The 21048-nt window shown below is 34.6% G+C and carries 17 protein-coding genes; 10 read left to right on the forward strand and 7 right to left on the reverse strand.

What is annotated here, in order from left to right; all coding sequences use genetic code 11:
* Positions 1-59: 59 nt before the first annotated feature.
* Positions 60-212, reverse strand: a complete 153-nt coding sequence (locus tag PPBDW_RS22910; protein WP_082386821.1) for a phage integrase N-terminal SAM-like domain-containing protein — start codon at positions 210-212, stop codon at positions 60-62.
* Between the two features lie 221 nt (positions 213-433).
* Between PPBDW_RS22910 and PPBDW_RS07655 the strand changes: the two genes are divergently transcribed.
* The gene (locus PPBDW_RS07655; protein WP_036794525.1) at positions 434-1060 is read left to right on the forward strand and encodes a hypothetical protein; all 627 of its coding nucleotides are present in this window, start codon (positions 434-436) and stop codon (positions 1058-1060) included.
* A 220-nt stretch (positions 1061-1280) separates the two neighbouring features.
* Here the strand turns inward: PPBDW_RS07655 and PPBDW_RS07660 are convergent, their stop codons facing one another.
* Together PPBDW_RS07660 and PPBDW_RS07665 are read right to left on the reverse strand one after the other, a co-directional pair.
* A complete protein-coding gene (locus PPBDW_RS07660) occupies positions 1281-2339 on the reverse strand; it encodes an IS91 family transposase (RefSeq protein WP_036794526.1) in 1059 nt (352 codons plus the stop codon).
* Complete coding sequence (locus PPBDW_RS07665; RefSeq protein WP_036796355.1) at positions 2336-3226, reverse strand: tyrosine-type recombinase/integrase; 891 nt, start codon at positions 3224-3226, stop codon at positions 2336-2338. The genes PPBDW_RS07660 and PPBDW_RS07665 overlap by 4 nt, the downstream gene beginning before the upstream one ends.
* Positions 3227-3464: 238 nt before the next feature.
* Here PPBDW_RS07665 and PPBDW_RS07670 point away from each other — a divergent pair, with 238 nt between their 5' ends.
* From PPBDW_RS07670 to lepB, 8 genes are all read left to right on the forward strand, one after another.
* Positions 3465-4154, forward strand: coding sequence for a hypothetical protein (locus tag PPBDW_RS07670; RefSeq protein ID WP_036794528.1), 690 nt, complete (start codon positions 3465-3467; stop codon positions 4152-4154).
* A gap of 376 nt (positions 4155-4530) precedes the next feature.
* Complete coding sequence (locus tag PPBDW_RS07675; RefSeq protein ID WP_054262017.1) at positions 4531-5139, forward strand: Rha family transcriptional regulator; 609 nt, start codon at positions 4531-4533, stop codon at positions 5137-5139.
* A gap of 372 nt (positions 5140-5511) precedes the next feature.
* Positions 5512-6702, forward strand: coding sequence for an SEL1-like repeat protein (locus PPBDW_RS07680; RefSeq protein ID WP_082386835.1), 1191 nt, complete (start codon positions 5512-5514; stop codon positions 6700-6702).
* Positions 6703-7528: 826 nt separating this feature from the next.
* The gene (locus PPBDW_RS07685; RefSeq protein WP_036794530.1) at positions 7529-8152 is read left to right on the forward strand and encodes a LysE family translocator; all 624 of its coding nucleotides are present in this window, start codon (positions 7529-7531) and stop codon (positions 8150-8152) included.
* 808 nt (positions 8153-8960) lie between these two features.
* Complete coding sequence (locus PPBDW_RS07690) at positions 8961-9302, forward strand: hypothetical protein (protein ID WP_036794533.1); 342 nt, start codon at positions 8961-8963, stop codon at positions 9300-9302.
* Positions 9303-9419: 117 nt separating this feature from the next.
* The gene (locus PPBDW_RS07695; RefSeq protein WP_230850386.1) at positions 9420-9719 is read left to right on the forward strand and encodes a nuclease domain-containing protein; all 300 of its coding nucleotides are present in this window, start codon (positions 9420-9422) and stop codon (positions 9717-9719) included.
* Between the two features lie 810 nt (positions 9720-10529).
* Positions 10530-10823, forward strand: coding sequence for a hypothetical protein (locus PPBDW_RS07700; protein ID WP_036794535.1), 294 nt, complete (start codon positions 10530-10532; stop codon positions 10821-10823).
* 424 nt (positions 10824-11247) lie between these two features.
* A complete protein-coding gene (lepB, locus tag PPBDW_RS07705) occupies positions 11248-12129 on the forward strand; it encodes a signal peptidase I (protein ID WP_036794537.1) in 882 nt (293 codons plus the stop codon).
* Positions 12130-12407: 278 nt separating this feature from the next.
* Here lepB and PPBDW_RS07710 read toward each other — a convergent pair whose 3' ends face one another.
* From PPBDW_RS07710 to PPBDW_RS07720, 3 genes are all read right to left on the reverse strand, one after another.
* On the reverse strand, positions 12408-12866 hold the full coding sequence (locus PPBDW_RS07710; protein ID WP_054262018.1) for a radical SAM protein: 459 nt from the start codon (positions 12864-12866) through the stop codon (positions 12408-12410).
* A gap of 478 nt (positions 12867-13344) precedes the next feature.
* The gene (locus tag PPBDW_RS07715) at positions 13345-13620 is read right to left on the reverse strand and encodes a hypothetical protein (protein ID WP_036794539.1); all 276 of its coding nucleotides are present in this window, start codon (positions 13618-13620) and stop codon (positions 13345-13347) included.
* A complete protein-coding gene (locus PPBDW_RS07720) occupies positions 13613-14542 on the reverse strand; it encodes a hypothetical protein (RefSeq protein WP_054262019.1) in 930 nt (309 codons plus the stop codon). The genes PPBDW_RS07715 and PPBDW_RS07720 overlap by 8 nt, the downstream gene beginning before the upstream one ends.
* 1176 nt (positions 14543-15718) lie before the next feature.
* Here PPBDW_RS07720 and PPBDW_RS07725 point away from each other — a divergent pair.
* Positions 15719-16660, forward strand: a complete 942-nt coding sequence (locus PPBDW_RS07725; RefSeq protein ID WP_036794541.1) for a hypothetical protein — start codon at positions 15719-15721, stop codon at positions 16658-16660.
* A 1098-nt stretch (positions 16661-17758) separates the two neighbouring features.
* On the opposite strand, the gene PPBDW_RS07730 is transcribed toward PPBDW_RS07725, so the two are convergent.
* Entirely contained in the window at positions 17759-20377 is a 2619-nt protein-coding gene (locus tag PPBDW_RS07730; RefSeq protein ID WP_181950642.1) for a M66 family metalloprotease, read from the reverse strand.
* Positions 20378-21048: the final 671 nt, after the last annotated feature.

Raw genomic sequence — 21048 nt, forward strand, 5'->3', positions numbered from 1 at the left:
ATAATATATTTAAAATTATTATTTGTTGAATGTGATTAGTTATTTAAATAAGAAATGAATTATTCAATATCATTATTTAATTTATCAGGATGCTTTTTATTATGGCATAAAGTATAGCTTTTTATCCAATATAAGTAACTTTCAACGGTACGTTTTGCGTAGTTTTTTTGATACATGCATTCTTTTATGTAAGTTAGAAAGAGAGAGGCCATATCGAACCTTTTATACTGTTAATACATAAAGTATTAGTAAAAAAGTAGAAACTAAAAGGAAGATGCCCGATTTCGTGATTTATATCGGGCAATAAATGTAATAATATGTTTGATTTATAATATTTTTTGTATCATGGCGATTAAAATACGGGCACAGGTTCAAAGAACAAATTCGGGTAAGTTGTTAATATAATAAGTTGTTAGGTTTTATAGGAAGTACAATGATAAATAATAGTGAAAGTGGCATAAAAATAGTCACATATGGTGCATTGGGCACCTTTTTTGAAACAGTTTTAGACCAATATAAAACGTACTGTGATTTTGCATCTAAGAACTTTAGTATCGCTGAATTAGAGGAAGAAGAAATTATTAGGCTTGGTAAGCGTCAAAATGACACGATTGAAATTTCTAATATTTTTACTGGTATGTTCCTTGAAGCATTTATTTTTGATTATGCGGCTAGAAAGGAAAGTATCAACTATGCTGAGACATATTTAGATAAGTTAGATCCAGTTTCAAAATGGGTTGTTATTACCCGACTATTTAATAACCAAGGTTTAGATGTTGGCGGAAAGGCAGTTCAAGGAATCAAGAAAGCTTTTAGAATAAGAAATAGTCTTGCTCACAATAAGAGTAAAAAATTTCCCGATACCACTGATGCAGATAAGTTAATGGAATTTTTTAAGAAGCAAACTCCAGAAAGGTTAACTCCACCAGAGTGTGTTGCGATCATAAAGTTAGTATTAGAAGAGTTGATTGCTGTTGATAATACCGAAGTTTATGCACCACAGTTATTGGATAAAATGGAGAAAATTTTGAAATCTTATCCTATGACAGCCAAAACCTAACAAATAAGGATATGTGTCGCGTAGCCGACACCTATCCGAAGTGTTGGACAAGCCCGAGCGGCTTTATATAAGTAAATATTGAAAATATCATGAAGGGTGATGCCGAAAAGAAGTCGAGCGTTATCCTTGGTGTGAACCAATCAATTTAATTCATTGATTTATAATTAGATCCTCGTTAATTATTACGCGTTAATGCCATTATCCTTATTATTTTACGTTTTTATCTGGGTCGAAAAATCCCCGCCAATTGCATAACATGCTGACAGCATGGACAAAAAAGTTGTGCCATTAAACGGACAATTTTTTGTTGTGAGGGCAACGTCAGTTGCCCTGCTAACATAAAAGCATATTGGATCAGTTGAAGTTGTTTCTTCTCATGCCCTCGTAATAAACCATAATCACGAACTCGCCTTAATCCTTTCGGTAATACATGTTGCAATATCAGCCATAGAAACTGTAATACAGGCAAAGTGCGTGTTTTCATTGTCTTTGTTTGGTTCTCTTTATATCGAAATGTCACCTGATGATTATCGAGATAAAGAATGTCTTTATCTGCGATGACCCCACGATAAAGATATGTTGATAAATACAATAAAGCGGGTTTCCCATGACCAACATGGCGGCAATCTACCACCCATTTATTTGCTAATTTGTCAGGTAAGGAGAGCTTGAGTACGCTGGTGATATATTCAAGAAATCTAGTTCGCCATACTTTCGCTAACGCAAAAGAATTAAATAGGTACTTGTTTTTACACTGTTTCCATTGTCGCTTCTTTTCATCAAAACCACCCCCAGTGATCACCATATGAATATGAGGATGTAAATCTCGACGTCGATTATGAGTATGTAACACAGAAGTAAAACCTATTTTATTGCCAAGATGTTTATCATTATTAGTAAAGCTTTTTATAATACTGGCAGTGACGGTAAACATGGCTTGGTACAACAATTTAGGGTGTTGTTTTGCAAGATATCGAAGTTCTGCTGGTAGCGTAAACGTCACCATAATATAATCAATTGGTAACAGTTTTTGTTGTTGCTTGTTTAACCAATCTGATGTTGTTCGGTGCTGGCATTGCGTACAATGACGGTGTCCGCATGACATTGGATGGTTGACGTGATGTTCACAGTGAGAACATTGCCAGCGACTATGTCCTTGTTGTTCTGTATGACAAGTCAACATTGCTTTCATGGCATAGCGGATATCGTGATTAATTTGATTTGAATAAGTCGCATAAAACTCATCGAAATAGTCGCTTAATAATGATTGAAAAGTCATAACTTAAGATCCCATGATAATGTTAAATCATTAGTAAGTTGGTTAATGGTAGCTGACGTGTTTTTACGGGAGATATCGGTAAGATGAGTATATTTAGCGGTAGTATTTAAACTGTTATGACCTAATAAATGCTGAACTGAGCGCAAATCTAATCCACGTTCTAACAAATGAGTCGCATAGCTATGGCGTAAATTATGTGGGCTGATTGATTTATTGATCCCACAGCTTTTAATTACCGCTTTCATGGCTTTTTGAATACCACCGCGATCCATCACGGTATGGTTAACATTAAACTGTGAAGGGAAAAGATAACGGCTATTTTTGTGGGTTTGCCAGTAATAACGCAGAGCATACAATGTTCGTCTTGGAATAGGGATGAATCTATCTTTACCACCTTTACCATTTCGAATATGGACTAACATTCGATGGCTATCAATATCGCCAACAGCGAGATCTAATCCTTCTCCTAATCGTAATCCAAGGCTATACAAGGTCAGAAAAAACACTTGGTAACGCAGTTGCTTGGTTGAATTTATTAAGTGGCTAACTTCTACTGGCGTTAAAATATCAGGCAATGTTTTAACTTGTGGTGGCTTAACAATATTAAGCCATTCCCAATCACGTTGAAGTACATGCTTAAAGAAAAACTGTAATCCATTACGATCAATTCTGACGGTGCTCCATGAATGGGTTTTAATCAATTGAGCAAAGTAGCGTTTTAGATCATCAGTGGTTAACGTATCAGGCGATTTATCTAAATGGTGAGTAATGCGACGAAGTGCACGACTATAACCATCAATAGTAGCTGGACGTTTACCTTGTAAAGTTAGGTGGGTAACATGTTGTTCATAAAGATAATCTGAACGTTGTTGTTGTTCGTTATTCATCATTAATACTCCATTAAAAGGAGTATTAAAGGTAGCTTAATCGCTGTCTGCTTTACTCTGCCGCGCAGCGGCTTCGTTCAACAAAGCATTTAAGAGTGATTCCCAACACTTGGCATTTTTCATTCCATCGTTGGGTTTTGTGTTTACGGTGGTATGGTTTAGTTTCGTGGTAGCGTTGTTCATACATTAATTCGACGTTATAAATCCTATTTGAGTTTGGAATGTGAGGTTATGCTAATTGGATGTTTATACAATTCTGAAAGACTTTTCTGCTCCATTTATAGCAGCGGTAGCAATATTTGCGACTTTTAAACAAGTCGGAAAACAAATTCAAAATGTCAAAGATGAGCGAAAAAAAACGTTCAAGAAACAACATCAAATAAAAGCATTTGAGTTGATTTCTGAAAAAGCACAGGTAGCTTTATCCGTCTGTGAAGAGGTAAGCTCAACGGTCAACGTTAAAAAGGTCTACCTCGAAAATAAAAGGGACTTAGCTGTCTTAAATGTAGAAGAGCGGTTAGTTATCGTTAAAGCTTGTACAGACACTGTTATGGGGCTGTGTAAAGTTTTAGAAGCTAACGAAATTATTAATCCATTATTATTTCGAGCCACTAGATATGCACTGCAATCAGAACACTACAAAATGGTTAAGACTCAATTTGGTTCATCTGAAATTGAGTTTTTAGACACTATGTTTTGGACTACGAATCAGTGCCTATTCTTTACCCATGACTTTTTAGTTTGTATGCAAAATGAGGTGTATGGGGAGCTTTTTAACAATACGTTATCGTCCAGATTTGCAAATGACCCTAAATTCAAAGTTATAACTAACAATTCAACGCAGCTTTATGAATTTCTAGCTCATATAGAACGTGACACCGATTGGGGACGAGAAGTTCTTAAGGTACGGACGCTAAAGGATTTATAACAAATAAGGATATGTGTCGCGCAGCCGACAGATATCCGAAGTGTTGGACAAACCAAGTCTGCATACCAAATAAGCAAACTCCCGACGGATAATATTCACTATTATCCGTTGACTTAATAAGCACCTGTATATTATCTTTAAAAAGTACCAGCAAAATCTGGTGCCGGGATTAGCCTCTCGCACAAACTACGGGCGCATTATCGCCAGCACTTAGCTGGTTTTTTTATGCGGCGAACTCGCACATCTGAATTATGGTGGGCTGAGTGGGAGCACTTCGGTGCGCCGTTTCCTGTAGGCGGTAAGGCTAATCCTGTTCAGCTCACCACCCCAAATTAGCCTTTTGAGTGATGAGTAAATCATACTACAGGAGGTTATCATGCCTATCCAATCTGCTTTGCCTATTACGCAACTCAGTCCCTCAGATCTTATTTTCATTTCTGATACTAATGAACTTGTTACCGATTCATTAACAGTATCTAAGCATTTCAACAAACAACACAAAGATGTTTTAAAAAAGATTGAATCCCTTGATTGCTCAGATATTTTTGCATCAGCGAACTTTTGCGCTTATGTTCAAAAATTAAACATTGGTAATAGTGCAGTAAGAGATTCGAAAGCATACCAAATGACTAAAGATGGCTTCATGTTCCTTGTTATGGGATTTACTGGAAAACGTGCAGCGGCAGTCAAAGAAGCTTATATCAATGCCTTTAATCTAATGGCAGAACAACTCACAAAAAAACCAGCAGCAGAACCATTGAGCTATAGAGTCGTGACCACCATTGAAAATGGTCATGCTGTGAGTTCAAAGATAATACCCAATGATGCTTTTATTATTAGTAAATCGCAGGTGAATAAACTAATTAAAGAGCAAAATTTGTTTAGTATGGATGAGTTATTGGCGATATCGAGTAGTGTGAATACAAGAATTGCAGAAATAGCAAGGCTGCAAGATACGCGGTTTAAGCAGATGAAGAAATTGTGAGAATAGAAGAGGCCCTATATGGGCCTTTATAACAAACATGATTGGTTGAAAGAGTCGTTAGAAGGGTATGAGCTGTATGCTGAGAAGCTGGATAGTTATTTGAAGTAGTCTTCTTTCCTTGTTATTCATTGTTGATTTAAGCCGTGTTGGTTATAGGCACTAATACGGAAATTCCTTAAAACTTGTTAGATCAATAATGAGTGAAAACTTCAGTTTTTATTCGCAACGATAATAACGTAGTTAAAAATAGTGAGTATTTTTATACTTTTGATTTGATATGATACGTTATGCATTTTAAGTGACATATGTTATTTGCAGGAAATGATGGGAATAGTCCGTCTAATCATCGTTAAATACACAACAGAGATATCGATGCGAATTTTAATATTATTGCTAGCTTCTATTGCTTTGTCTGGGTGCTATAAAAGTGGATATCAACCAGATATCAAGGCAAAAACCAACGAAATTATTCATTTTACAGAGTCCGGAGATGCTAAAGCTCAATTCAACCTCGGGTTGATGTACTTGAGCAGAAAAGGTGTGCCCCAAGACGATAAACAAGCAGTTAAGTGGTACCGCAAAGCTGCGGAGCAGGGATATGTGCCTGCTCAAACCCTACTTGGGTTAATGTACACGAATGGAAAAGGTGTTCCCCAAGACGATAAACAAGCAGTTAAGTGGTACCGCAAAGCTGCGGAGCAGGGATATGCGCCTGCTCAAACCTTCCTTGGGATAATGTATGAGTACGGAAAAGGTGTTCCCCAAGATGATAAACAAGCAGTTAATTGGTATCGAAAAGCCGCGGAGCAGGGATATGCGGATGCTCAATTCTACCTCGGGTTGATGTACTTGAACGGAAAAGGTGTTCCCCAAGATGATAAACAAGCAGTTAAGTGGTATCGAAAAGCTGCTGAGCAGGGATATGCATTTGCTCAAACCAACCTTGGGTGGATGTACGAGAACGGAAAAGGTGTTCCCCAAGATGATAAACAAGTAGTTAAGTGGTACCGCAAAGCTGCGGAGCAGGGATATGCGCTTGCTCAAACCAACCTTGGATTGATGTACGAGAACGGAAAAGGTGTTCCCCAAGATGATAAACAAGCAGTTAAGTGGTATCGAAAAGCCGCTGAGCAAGGGAATGCGTATGCTCAATATAAACTTGGGTCGATGTACGACGGGTCCCAAGATAAACAAGCAACGAAGTGGTATCGAAAAGCCGCGGAGCAGGGATATGCGGATGCTCAATTCAACCTCGGATTGATGTACGAGAAGGGCATAGGGGTGCCCCAAGACGATAAACAAGCAGTTAAGTGGTATCGTAAAGCTGCCGAGCAGGGAGATGGTAGCGCTCAATTATATCTTGGGTGGATGTACTATAGGAGCAAAATGTTCCAAGACAATAAACAAGCGTATATGTGGTTCGATTTAGCTAAATATAATGGAATGGATGACATGAAATATAACTTTGATATCATTACTAAAAACATGACATCAAGAGATATAAGTGAAGCGCAAGAAAAATCCAAAATATGTTTGGAATCTGATTATAAAGATTGTGATTAAATATAACCCTCGTTATATGAATTTTAGGTCGCCCTTGGCGGCCTTTTTTGTATCTAATAGTTACTTTCTAATCTAATTAAGAACATTGACACATATGAATTCTGTAAATAACAATCATTATAATGGAATTGCTACGTGCTAATAAATCCTGCATGCAAATTAATAGTTTTAGCTTTATTTGTGTTTACGATGAACTTTCTAACTACATTATTGCTTAAGCACTATGATTATTTTGGTTTTACTGAAAATTCATCGGCAATACATGGCAGTATCATTTCGTTTTACGCGATAACTTCATATAAATTTATTGATTATTTAGTTAAGAAAATTTCGAATTACAGAGACCAGAAATGATTGTTTGGGAGTTTTTACGTTGGTGAAATTTTGCGTCTACACGAGGTGTTGCTGTACCTATATAGCCTAACTTTCGATTATTATCATGCTATTTTATTTTGCATATCGTAACTGTACGCAACGTAAAGATTTATCATTAGACGGGTTCATCCATGATAGGGGGGTATAAGTTTACTCTAAGTGCATACTTGTAAGCTGCAATTAGATAATTTTGGCATGATATACTGTGTTTAGTAAAAACTTGGTGAGAAGCCTAAATTTCTAATTGTTAACTTAGTTATCGACGCAATATTGAATGATTGTTATTATAAATATTATATGTATACAGTAGGATTGATTCTGAAATGAACCAATATTTAGATCAAGCAAATCGTTGCCCACCTTTAAGTTAATTTAGCGTTGTTGATTAACTCTATTTTCTTCGCCTATAAATTGGTGGGAATGGATTCGTTTGATTTTTATTGGAATACCTATGTCTATTGAATCGATTTTTGCGTTTATATCTATTGTTTTTGTTATCACAATAGTTCCAGGGCCTAATACGCTCTTAATTCTTCATACGTCCTTATCAGCTAGAAAACTTAATGCTTTTTTTAATATTATTGGAATATCTTTAGGCTTCATTATATATGCAATGGTTTCAGCTTTAGGGCTAAGCTTGCTTCTTGCACAGTCTGCAAGTGCTTTTGCATTACTTAAATGGTTAGGCGTAGGATATTTACTTTGGCTTGGTTATAGTCATATCCGAGATAGCGTTAAAGTTGATAGAGTGAATGAGATCTCTGAACTTAAAGTTGAGACATTGCGTCAAAGTTTCATTCGAGGTCTTTTTACTAATTTGCTAAATCCGAAAATTGTAATGTTTTATCTATCGATCTTCCCACAATTTATATCTAAGAACTCGGTAATAACTGACAGTTTAATTTTGGGTATTGTACAAGCACTCATTGTTTCAGCATGGTTTAGCTTGGTTATTTTACTTGCATCTCGTTTGGCGGGTTGGCTGAGCACGAGCATGAATAAAGCACGTTTAAATAGACTTTCAGGCGTCGTATATATCTTGTTTAGTGCTAAGCTTGCGATGCTTAAACTATGAAATAATTAACAGTTAGTTTCGGGCGGATAGGAGTTTTAATTTCTATTCGTCCGTTTGTTATTCTGTCGTAAGATGAAGTACTGAGTTATGAACTCCTCAATCTTTATTACCTTAGCCTAAGAGCTATACTATGCTCTCCAAAACTCCCGCATTATGCAGTGATAAATTGCGCAATCTTTTGAATCGCAGAAATAGCAAAGCTGAAAGATACGCGGTTTAGGTAAATGAAAAAGCAGTGATAATAGAAGAGGCCCTATATGGGCTTTTTTAATGCAACAGAGTTAATATTTGAGTCATATTAGATATGATGAGAAAGTTAGTTTAAGTAAAATATTAAGTATATTCAAAATTTAATATTTATGAAGAGCTAAAATGTTTTTATTGCGATTGGCATATTGATATATAAGAAGTTATTTGTAAATTTAGATATCTAGATAATATTTTAATCATTAGTGAATGAGAAAAAACAGTAGTCATGTTTGTTTTTATATCTAGTCACTGTTTTTGTTTCATGATATAGATATTTGCGAGCGAAATACTGCGTGCCAAAGGTGTTGTAATTTAAGTTTCTTTTAGTGTGAATTTTTCGGTGAATATAGCAGTTTTGATACAGGGAAATGGGTAGGACTGCTTTAGGTTGTACAGTCGGTTGTTATCCTAATCTTCTAGGTGATAGTGCTGCTAGTTTGTGGTGTTGTTAACTGTTTGATTTACAAGCCTTTATAAGGAGTGTGTCAATTATTAATATAGTAAATTGTATTGATTATGATTTTTCTACTTGTTGATTGAGGTGGTTAAGAGAGGCTCTATGGAAGCAAATCAAAACAGTACTAGCATGACTCGATATGACAATAAATCATATATGGCACCTATGTTATATATGAGTGGTTTTATTGAATATTATCTTTGGGAAGATGTATGTAATGAAAAGTATGCTCAGATAGTTGCGTACAAGGTGGGTCGTAATAATATCTCTTTAGTTGGTACTGCTTATTTTTTTTCAATAAAAAAGTATAATCATGGAGGTGTTTTTTTAAATAATGTTTTGGGGTTAGATAGAAGCTTAAATCAGATAAAAATAGAAAATATTAAGATTATATTTATGTTGAAAGCCGTACTTAAACATTATAACCAACTAGCCATTGAATAATGGTTTTAAACAGTATGTAGCAGTACAGTAAATGTTGTCTATAAAAAATATAACAAAGCCTTTATATTACTAATTTTATATTCTTATAGTCACATTATGATTATTAAAGGAGTAGCGTTGCGTAGTAATAAATTGCGCAACGCAGCTAAAAATCAACAATGCGCAGTCCAAATTCTTGGTGTGTGTAACTTTAATCCTGAAACTGTCGTTTTAGCGCATCTACCTAGTACTACTCATGGCATGAGCTATAAATCTGATGACATATGGGCAGTTGATTGCTGCTCAAGTTGTCATGACGTTCTTGATGGGCGAGTACCATTTGAGTGGTTAGCAGGGGAGAAAGAGCAATATATTCTTGCGGCACTGCACACAACATTAATGCGAAGGATTAGAGATAACATTCTAATTATTCAATAGTTATCACAAAATAAAATAGATAAACGGTATCCACGTTAATAATTGTTTAAAGATAACTTTTATTTAGCAGTGTTGGTGAGTCTATGTGGTGGCTATCTTTAATAAAGTTTAACGGTTGTTGTGGCGATGAGTATATAGAAAATGAAGCTGGTGATGTCCAAATTTACAGCTGTGGTTGTTGTGTGCTTTTTGCATAAGGTAATGTCTCTTTAAATAACTAAACGCCTCTTATTCTATAAGTAAATAATATAGTGATAAAGGTTATTGTGTTTATAAACATAGGCTTGTTACAGTCTCAGTCAATATTTATATGTTAAGTAAAAAAGATAGAAATTTATTTTAAAATTATTAGTGATTTTTATATACTAATAAATCCTTATTAAGGCTGAAATTAAAAATAACTAAATAAGGAGATATTGGTTCATCGTTATGTGTAATTTTATGTTTGTTATTAGTTATAGTATGAACCTATACCTAATGGTAATAAGTTGTTGCTTATGTATTGGTGTTAAGTATGGTTCAATGTAGGCTCTTCTATGGGATCAGTTTTGCTTATTTAAGCAACCACTCTCTATTTTGAGCAACCACTCTATATTGAGTGGTTTTTTTTGTTCAATTAAGAAATTAATATGATTTTTTTATTGCAGTTTAAAATTATAGCTACTTCTTTAAAATAGAGCCCCCAATATATTTAATAGCCTATGTTCACTATTGGCCTCATGGTTATCTCGTCTCTCTGAAATTGGGTATCAGGGGTAATATGTTCTTCAGTAGAAGCTATCGTGATTATTACTGAATACATGAGGCATTATGAGCAGAGCAATTGAGTTATTCGCAAGAATGCATGAAGTGCGCAGTGTGACGGCAGATGAACGCGGTCGCCAAACATTAACCGGTGACGTTATCTTAGCTGTTTTTGGTAAGGTCCAACATAAGATGCCATTAGGGATGGATTTGTTGATGGCCAAGTATGTTCATGATACCCCTGCCGCAAATCGTATCATTGATGTTATGGCCACATGGTTGAATGATGAGTCGTTAAAGCGTAAAGACTTAGCGATAGCATTAAGTTGTGTTGCCCTCGATGTAGTGGCACTCACTTAATATTGAATACAGATGAATGTCTTTCATGCGGTGGTCGTGGCTTGTTTATACCTAGTGTTGATAATATTCGCCAACACTTACGACATATAGGATTAGGGCGAGTTAGTGACAAACTGTGGGAGTGAGCTGAGGTTGTGGTTTGAGAAGTGCTTGGTAAGTTGTATGTGGCGTCGATTTAACGAAGAATTTAAATAATGAACTGCAAATTTTAAATTAGAGAGTTTATTGCTAGTGGGTTGATTTGTTTTTAGAGACTCTATTTAATAGTCAAAATATTTAGCCGTTTAAGCTATTAAAATAATGACGAACAAGGTGAGATCATAGTTTACAAAATCTAACCATTTTATTTAGCGCATTAATCATGTTCAATAAGCAGTACTATTATTCATAGATTATTTTATTTACACATTTTTTGGGATTTTACATGCTTTCAGTATTCAATGCAGCAGAATTGTTCTCACTCATTCTTACTCTCGCGACCTTAATAACAGGTATTGTTTTCGCGTTAGATAAGTTTGTATGGAGACCTAAACGAGAAGGGCTGACACAGGAGAGTTCATCAGGTTGGGTTGCTCAAGCACGCTCAATGTTTCCGGTGTTGTTTGCTATTTTAATTATTCGATCATTTATTATCGAACCTTTTCAAATTCCAAGTGGTTCAATGCAGCCAACCTTGCTACCTGGTGATTTTATTGGCGTAGAAAAATTCGCTTACGGGTTACGCGATCCTATTTTCCACAAAACACTAATCCCTACGGGTAAACCTCAACGCGGTGACATTACTGTATTTATTGATCCATCAAACCCGAAGATCGATTTAATCAAACGTGTTGTTGGTTTACCGGGTGACACCGTTATTTACCAAAACAAAACCCTTTATATTAAACCGGCTTGTAACGGTCAGAAAGTATGTCCTGTCGCGCAAGAAGTACCCAAACAATATGTTGGCTTAACTAACTTTACTGAGCAAGGCGTGCAGTTAAATGAATACAACGAGCAACTAGGTAAAGTGAATCACCATATTTTGCGTGATCCTGCATTACCAGAACAAATTTACAGTTATTACCAACAGCCAGGTTCACCAATGGGCGAGTGGGTTGTACCAAAAGGCCATTACTTTGCGATGGGTGATAACCGAGATAACAGTTTAGACAGCCGTTACTGGGGCTTTATGCCAGAGCAGAACTTAGTTGGCAAAGCGACCTTTATTTGGATCAGCTTTACCTTCAATCATGACGCAGATTCAATGTGGCCAAGTTGGTTACCTAATGGGGTTCGCTTCAACCGTATTGGTAGCATTCACTAGAACCACTACAAACAATAAGATAAAACCGACATGCTAAATGCTAATAACACGTCGTTTTTTTTATTAAGCCATATTGTTTTTAATCAAATTATATTGTTCTTGTGTTACGCATAAGCTATCGGAGTAAACGGGTAATACACGTAGTATTTTCCATTTATCTGGCATTATTCTTGTTATTGTCGCTGTAAGGGTTTCTTCCCAATTATACTTATTAACAACAGTATTTATTTTTACCATACCGCACGGATTAGACTGACGATAGTTAGATACAATTTCTTTTAGGCGTTGAGGGGATAAGCAATTTTTTTTCTATCTACTCGTCCAATGCTATCAGCTAGTAAATGATCTGCAGTGTCGAAACTGATCTCTAACATGTCTAGTTGAGGACTGATTTTTGATACTATAGTGTTAGTGAGTAAATGACCATTTGTAATTAATGATGTATTTAGTCCAAAACTTTTAGCGAGTAAGATAGCTTTAATAAACTGACTTCCAAGCCTAACGGGTTCACCGCCAGCAAAATTTAAGCGTACAGTTTTATAGCCTAATTTTTGTTTAATTGGATTATCATTAAGAAAGTAATTAGCTGTTTTTGTAATTAATTCTTTGATATTACTATATGAGTGATGTAACTCCTGTTGCGAATTATTACTATCCCACGTGGCATAACAATATTCGCAACGGAAGTTACATGTTTCGGTCATGTGAAAATTAATGACTAGCTCTTGAATAGACATTGGTATATCTCTGTTGTTTTCGATAACAGGATAATCACCTAGTGCATTGCACTAACAAGAGCTTTTGAAAATATTTCTAACGTAGACTAAAAAAATTCAAGAGGTCATCAAATTCTTGAGCTTCTTTTAATTTATCATTGATCATATTTTTAAGTTGTAATGCGCCTGAAACATCATCAGATAACGCTATAGCTAAATGTTGAGCTTTCTCCTAATCACCATTGGTTATAGAAACGAGTACATTGTCTATTGGCTCTATGCGGATGCTTGCAATAATAAGCAATTTAATAGCCCAGTATTCTTTCCTAAAGCGATTTGGGGGAGTTGATGAAATGGATTAGGTAATCTGGTACAAAATAGATCCAACTGACTTTTAAGTGCCTTAATTAAAGCACTTAGGTTATTTGATATTAATGTTTGTTCTGCAAGATTATTTCTTTGACCAAAAAGGGATTTTATTGTCTCTGCACATTCTATTCTATTCTATTCTATACTGTTCATTGTTGAATATTTGTTGCACATGTTTGGGGTCAGGATAAAATGCATTCAGTAGTAGGGCGTTGTAGATAACATCAAGTTGTTGAGAATCTTTTAGATAAACACTTTTTCGCTGTACTTTTTGTTCAGTAACAACTTTAATTAAATTATTACGGACAAAAGAATTTGCTTTATCCTTCAGGTAAGGACTTTCTTTAGAAACTTCTATATCAAAAAGTTTTTTGATAGCTTGCGGAATAGTAATTTTATTATTCATAACAATAAGCTTTCTTTAATACTGTTGATGATGAGATATTAAAGATATCGCCATTTTTATAATAAGGTTCATTAGCAATTATTTTAGCCATTTGATACCAATTTCTAACATCAATATCACCATATGAGCAATAATGATTTTCTTTATTATATTGTTCTAATACCCCAATACAATATCCCGCTCTCATTGCTTCAGACACCAAAGTCATTTGTGCAGCTAAAAAGCGTTTTTCTGATTTATTTTTAAATATTTCAATAGCTTCTCTACAGGATTTGATTAGGAAAGCACCATCATTTGTATTAAACGAATTTGTTTTTGCATTTGCTGGAATGATAAAGAAAATAGATATCAATACACAGAATAATTTTGTTGTTTTCATTGTTTTTATCATTTTAATTATCTTCATTAATGGTGGTTTTTGTGCTTTCAAGAGGTGGGTTTTTATCTTGTAGATTTTCTTTTTTATGGCATGTAATGATGTTTTTTTCGGAGTAGGGGTGAATGAATATATTGTTATAAAAATAGAAATATACCACGAAAATAAACTGATTTCATTAAGGAATGGCATTTTTAATGTTCCTGTTTGATCTAAATTTATAATTAGAACAAGGCCTATAATGGCAAATGAAATAAGTGTATTAAGAGTTAATATTAAGGCGTATCGTTTGATCGAGTACCATATTTTTAATTCTGAAATCTTTGCTTTTTTAAAAAAACGCCATGTAAAAATGACAAATAAAATCATTGAAATAATTTCAAATCGATCAATATCAAATAATCCATCATCATATTCAAATGGTTCAGTAAAAAATAGAGCAATAAAAGAAAGCGCAATGAGGATACTAAAAAGAGTAGCCACTTTTTTTAAACACCAATGAATGATTCGTTGCAGATATGTATCTGCTATTGTAATAAATCTCATAACAAACTAATCTAAAAGAATAAAATACCTATTTGGTATAATTAGTATTTTATAATATTTCTATAATATGTGTATATATTTATGCAACTATTCACTTTAAAAAATCAAACGTCATATTAATGATCAACGTATTCACCAGTTAAAAGATGTTCGATACCCACTTTTCTTTCGGTTTAACACATCTCGAGCCGGTGGAACCTGAAGATCTGGTTGATATCTTGCTGGCGATTGGCCAACAACAACCACCACAACGATTACTATGGCTTTCGTATTGGTGAAACCAGAAGGGCTTTATAGAAGAACATCAGTTTTATTGAAAAGCGGTGGTTAATTCAATTCCTAAAGAGGATGTCTAGAATGGGGCAGCGATGAACTATCCACTTATCGTTTAGATGATTAGAATGTTTATCTGCATCGAATTCATTTACTAATATTTGTCTACTTACTACACCTTGGCCAGAGATTGTATAAGAATCATTTTCACCTTATGAGCTATCGTCATTGCCTCGAATATTTTTAGCTATCAGATATAACCATTAAATAAAAGAGGTCATATTATGCACTATATACACCATGTTCAATCCGTGTTTTTTAGATTTATTCTTGGTAACAATGGCGTATGATAAATCTACTTTATTAAGGTTATCAGTTTCGTCGAAGTTACTTTTGAGTAAAATTTCCTTACTAAGAAATGATGAATGAAGATTACAATGTCTCATTCAAGATTAAATTTACTTAGATTGGTTTCAGATAAGTTAATATTTCTTTTTATCTGTTTGTTTTTAGTGAAATCGCGAGCTATTTTGGGTTATGTGCTCAGTTTGCTATAACAGGATTACTATTACATATTCATTTATCGAATAAGAGCCTGTCTTATGTGTTTTATATGCTAATGTTTTGACACTGTTTCAATTTTAGTAATTAAAAAATAGAATTAAAGTTATTTGGATTATGGCTTTGGTGGTTTGTGTTGTACGTCTAATGCGCAAATAAAATGTGTTTTTGTGTTAATGTTGTTGGTGCTTATTCCCATGATGAATTGTTTAAGTATTATAAAAGAATAGTAAATCTTTTTTACTTTTAAAATAAATTAGGTTACTACATCTGATTGGGTTCGCTTGAATTATTAATCATTGTGCATCCGATAATTTTTAATTTATTAATAAGGTTCTATTAATGAAATCTATTATATTATTAGGAAGTTTAATTGTTAGTACTTCGTCTTTTGCATCAGTATGTAGTACTGAAACAGACGAGGTTACTATCTACTCAGAAGGCGTTGTGGTTGGTACCGCACCGATAGATAGGAGTTCCTATACAGAATATGGTTTTAGTATGCCACAAATAGATGCAGTTATTGATCTAATTTGCATGCCAGATAATACAGTATTCACAATGTTTTCTAATTCTGACTTCACCTCACCTTTATTTGCTCTTTCTAATAGCGAAGTTACAGAGCAGCAGCTGAATAACGTTAAGTCTGTTTCATTCCGTAATAGTATTGATGGTGTTAAAGATTGGGGTCATGGTAATAATTATACAAACATGAAGGATTTGTTTCTATATCATAATCCATACAATAATAAGACAGAGCTATTTCAAGCAAAGCATGATGGCTATTATGGATGGTTTCCTACAACTGGAGTCTCTAATGAAGATTGGCAATTAATTGGTGTTGAAAAAGTAGAACATAGCCAAATTATAATAAATGAAGCTCGCCGACGAGCAATGGAGGCAAGGGTATCTACCGAAACTATTGCAAAAGAAGTTGTAGATTCGTCTATATATAAAGAATTTTTGCTTTCTAATGGTCATTCTGGTGGTAACTACGGTTTTACTCTCCATTTAGAATTAAATAATATTCCAGGAAAAAAACTAGTAAATAGTTTGTTTTATGAATACGCAGTATCTTCTGGGTTTGGGGCTGGTCAATCGGGGAGGCCCCTTAATTTTTCTAATTATTCTCAAGACCAAAGTCAGAATACAGATCTCAATTTTACTTTAATTTCAAATGCAGCGAATTCTATAGGTGATGTTATACAGATTGTAGGAGTTCTCACTTATGACGATAATAGTACATACCAAATTCGTACAAATAGTATTACATTGCAGCGTTGATATCCTTGAGGTCGCAAATTCAGTCTTTTTAGAGACTTAATTAGTTATGGTAAATAGTACAAATCATCATTAATCGAATTTGCATAGTGAAAAGAGGTCGCTTCAGCGGCCTTTTTCATGTCTGTCTATTATGTGTTAGTTCCACTGAACTATGGATGTGCTTATTACCCTAGAACGATTTAAGTATAAATATTCTTAGTGGTAAATGCCGCCGATAAGAGTGTCATTATAAAACTTTTTATAACTTAAAGTATCTATCTATTGGAATTCGGTAAGTAAATACTGCTGAGACAGTGTTGTGTAATACTGTATTCATGATGACAACGGTATAGCGGGCTTTTGTTTAAATTTTAGCAATGAGTATATTATTTTCAAAAATCACTTATTATACGTTCTAATAAGAATATGTAGGGTGTTATCCAATATATTCAAGAAGTTTACGTTCCGTAGTAATATATCTATGTTTTTAATAAATATTGTTTTTATTTTAAAATTTATCATTCTGATATGACGGAATCTCTATTTGTTGAGGAAGTTATATTCTATCTTTTTTTGTCTATTTCTGTTTCTATAACTGATGATTGTCTGAGAGGCTCCATATTATATTTACGAGGGTAATAATAAGTGGATTCAATAATGGAACGCAAAGAGAGGTATCCGCTCTTTGCTATTGCCTTTTCAAATCTTTGGTATACTTTTAAGCGTGTTTGTTTAATAACTTTACTATCCACAATTAACTCTCTTTTTGACTGGTAGTCTTTATTTGCAAAAATAGAGGATAAAAATATATTATGTGTTTGCTTCTTTAAATTTAACATAGGCACGTAATTTAACGGGGCTAGCTAAAGAGGTTGCATAACTACAAATCATAATCCTTTTAATAAATTATCGCTAGAATACAATCATTAGTAAAAATCCGGATGATACCAATTTTATCTGTATCTGAGTAAATTTATCTATTTAATGTATCTAGTGATTTTTATATATAATAATCGATATTATTATTGGAAAAGAGATATTGTTAATTATAAAAAGCCAGCAGCAAAAGCTGCTGGCTTCATAAAACAAGGCAACGAATTTTAGACAGAGATAGGTTTATTATAAATCAAATTTCCCCATATATTCCCAAGAGCCACGACTATAACCGATGCCATTTTCTGGCCATGGGAAGTAACTGTATGACGGCTGATTTAATCTAAAGTAGTAGATATCGCCATCGTGGAATTTGTATTCGAAGATGGTGCCAACTTCTGCTTTGTCACCCCATTGAGCCATCGTATTTTGCTTGTACCAGTTCAAGATGTCTGCTTCAAAGCCGTCAAAAGTCGCTAACTTATCTTTACGATGTTGGAATTGTTTTTCATCGCCCAGATATACCCATTGATTGTTAGAACCTTTAGATGTAGGGAAATACCAGCCATTTTTAGAACGAACTTGTCTAAAGTATTCTTGATCACCATTGTACGGGTTGTCATATTTATATACTAGACCGATATCAGGAAAAATAAATCGCTGATTCCAATAAAGAATACCTTTTCCATTGTTAACTTTTCTTGCAAGGTTTTCTTTTAGTGTCTTCTTGAGGTTAATATCAAATGGAGATAGAGTTTCGTTCAAGTAGATATCTGCAAGACCTAGGTATTTCCATTGATGGTTAGAAGATTGATTTGTTGGGAAGTAGCCATATTCTTTAGTTTTTAGAATAAAGAACTCCTGCTTACCTGTATATGGATTAGGATAGTAGTATAAATCACCAATTTCACCTGTTCTTTTTCCATTCCAGCGCTCTACATGGCTTTGATTGTAGTGAGGTGCAATGAATGATAGAAACTCGTTAATACTACCAAAATCTTTAGATTTTAATAGAGAGTCGATTTCGTCAAAAGTTAGTGCTTTATCTGCTGCTATAGCGCGAACTTGGTCATAGCCGTATTCCTCACCAATGAAGAGTGCAGGTTGAGGTTCTACGCTTGGTGCAGTAATTACACGTTTATTTAATTCGATGGCCTTTGCTTCTTCGAATAGTATCTCGTTTAATGAGATAACAAACTCTTGGTTAAGTTGATTTTGGGATCCTAAGTATTCCCAGTGACCATTACTGTCACCTGTACTAGGGAAGTACCAATATGTAGATGAATTTAGACGAAAATATTCTGTGTCCCCACCTGGTCGGTGATATTCATATACATCGCCAATATTACCATGTCGTGAACCAGACCATGATTGGAACGAGGTCACTTCAAATTTATTAAGTAGCCAGTCATGGTAATCATTTAGCGGGTTATGTTCTGGACAGGACACACTTGCTGATGTTGGGGCATCGCTACGAGTTACGTTGACGTGGAATTTGTTCATTTCATTTGGATTCAAACGCTGACCACTTAATGGAAATCGCTTAACGTTACCATTTGATAGCTCTACGTTAACCCAGCATTGAATGGCTGTTGGTGAATTTTGTTCGAAAGTATGGCCGAAACTACCGTATAAAGCAGGATAGATGTAGCTAGACATTTCCATTTGTGGATCATAATAGCCAACAAGAGTAACAACATCTGTACCATATACTTCAGGAATGCTACCAATGTTGTTAGCTTCCATTTTTTGTGTTGCAGCATTCCATTTTTTATAACCTTCGGTTGTAAGGATTCCAGTTTTTTCAAAATTTTGCTGTATACGTTTAGTGGTATACCCTGTGTGATGAGTGTACGCTGAAATAGGTGAACTGGAGACTCCGCCGGCCATTGCATCGGTATTGAATCTGTATAATTCATTGAATGGTTGAGTTATTTCTCCTTGAATTTCAGTAATACCTGACAGATTCCAGAAGAAGTTTGCAATGAATCGGTTATTGGACGAATCCCAACCCCAACCAGAGTTATCGTTGTGAGTTGATTGAAGACCGCCACCAGGATAGTGTCCCATTCCGTAAGCATGACCTAACTCGTGACTAAATTCGTTACCAGTGGTATTTAGAAGAGTAGCCATGCCATTACCACCGCTAAGGCCATGTGTTACGATCCCATTAGTGTAACGACCAGCAACCTTGTGAACTACATACTGATTGAAGTACTGAGGTTGCCACTGTGCTGAACCCGCAGTGTCGTTGATACCAAAGTTTGCATTATCTATACCCATAGAAATTAGGGATTTAGCAATGTTTTCACGCATATCACCAGAATAGACACTACCTTTTACAGCGCTATTTTCTGTATATTTAGTACCGTTGGGAAGAACAACTTCTTCTAGATAAAGTGGAGAGTAGTTGCCTACTTTCATACTAGAAATTGGCAGTTTCTGGAAGTAGTCAATTGCAAGTAAAGGGTTTTCCTCGAATTTATCAATGCGAGGGGGTTCTGTAAGCATGCCAATACGAATGTTTTGAATGACGATCTCGTTTTCAGCACCAACTTCGATGTTATTTAATACACCAGTTATATCTTTATTGTCTTTGAATTGTATTGTCATACTGGGGGTAACCATATCCCATGGTATAACTGCTGACCAAGTATTTTCAGCATATATAACGTCAGGATGACTAGCATCTAAGTTACTAGGTCGATCTGATTTTGGTAATAAAGATGGCGGTTGAAGATCTAGTTCTCCAACTACTTGACCATTGTTATCCATAACTGTCGCAGAAATAATCGCATCAGTTTGGTATAACGTTGGAAATGTTATCATCAATAATGTTTTACGTTTTGATACAAGATGAGGCAATTCGTTTTCTGAATTGTCATTAGGGGCAATGGTGTGTGATTGAGCAAAACTAACATAACCTTCCAGCTCTCCTGATAAGTTAGATTCATGCTTTCTTTTACTAACAAAGTAAAGTTTATTATCTTCTGAGCGAGTCAGCTTAGCATAGTCTCCTTGTTCAGATTGACTAAAAGCTGTATGTGAATGCGGTTTTTTGTGACTTTCATCTACGATAGATTCTGTTTGAGTTGCATGAACATTAGAAGCTAATACCGCTTGTATGCAGCCTAATATATAGACTTTTTTCATTATATACACCTAAAAACGTCATTCAGTTTATTGAATCTATAACTGAATATAAAAGTGGAATTCAAAAGGGTGACAAGTTGTATCTAAATAGTCATATAGGGTGTTTTAATACTTTATTATGAAACTTAATTATAATTATCAAAATAACGATGATTTTTTATACGTTAGTTTAAATAAATTTGATATTAAATAACTGTCAATTAGTCCATCAAGACTACCTTTCTGTACTTGTTTTTATAGTGTATCGGATTATTTTGGATTAAATGCGCTAAATGTATACAATTATGTGCAAAATATTGCTATATATCTGTGGTTATTTTTCTAGATTAATAATGTTTTTTATTTTGTTTATTTGAAGGTTATGTTGAAGATACTAAATTTAT

The organism is Photobacterium kishitanii (assembly GCF_000613045.3).
Lineage (GTDB): Bacteria > Pseudomonadota > Gammaproteobacteria > Enterobacterales > Vibrionaceae > Photobacterium > Photobacterium kishitanii.

Excerpts from the sequence above, each read along its gene's own strand:
- PPBDW_RS22910 (WP_082386821.1), bottom strand. The coding sequence starts at position 212 with ATGGCCTCTCTCTTTCTAACTTACATAAAAGAATGCATGTATCAAAAA.
- PPBDW_RS07655 (WP_036794525.1), top strand. The coding sequence starts at position 434 with ATGATAAATAATAGTGAAAGTGGCATAAAAATAGTCACATATGGTGCA.
- PPBDW_RS07660 (WP_036794526.1), bottom strand. The coding sequence starts at position 2,339 with ATGACTTTTCAATCATTATTAAGCGACTATTTCGATGAGTTTTATGCG.
- PPBDW_RS07665 (WP_036796355.1), bottom strand. The coding sequence starts at position 3,226 with ATGAATAACGAACAACAACAACGTTCAGATTATCTTTATGAACAACAT.
- PPBDW_RS07675 (WP_054262017.1), top strand. The coding sequence starts at position 4,531 with ATGCCTATCCAATCTGCTTTGCCTATTACGCAACTCAGTCCCTCAGAT.
- PPBDW_RS07680 (WP_082386835.1), top strand. The coding sequence starts at position 5,512 with ATGCGAATTTTAATATTATTGCTAGCTTCTATTGCTTTGTCTGGGTGC.
- PPBDW_RS07685 (WP_036794530.1), top strand. The coding sequence starts at position 7,529 with ATGTCTATTGAATCGATTTTTGCGTTTATATCTATTGTTTTTGTTATC.
- PPBDW_RS07690 (WP_036794533.1), top strand. The coding sequence starts at position 8,961 with ATGGAAGCAAATCAAAACAGTACTAGCATGACTCGATATGACAATAAA.
- PPBDW_RS07700 (WP_036794535.1), top strand. The coding sequence starts at position 10,530 with ATGAGCAGAGCAATTGAGTTATTCGCAAGAATGCATGAAGTGCGCAGT.
- lepB (WP_036794537.1), top strand. The coding sequence starts at position 11,248 with ATGCTTTCAGTATTCAATGCAGCAGAATTGTTCTCACTCATTCTTACT.
- PPBDW_RS07710 (WP_054262018.1), bottom strand. The coding sequence starts at position 12,866 with ATGTCTATTCAAGAGCTAGTCATTAATTTTCACATGACCGAAACATGT.
- PPBDW_RS07715 (WP_036794539.1), bottom strand. The coding sequence starts at position 13,620 with ATGAATAATAAAATTACTATTCCGCAAGCTATCAAAAAACTTTTTGAT.
- PPBDW_RS07720 (WP_054262019.1), bottom strand. The coding sequence starts at position 14,542 with ATGAGATTTATTACAATAGCAGATACATATCTGCAACGAATCATTCAT.
- PPBDW_RS07725 (WP_036794541.1), top strand. The coding sequence starts at position 15,719 with ATGAAATCTATTATATTATTAGGAAGTTTAATTGTTAGTACTTCGTCT.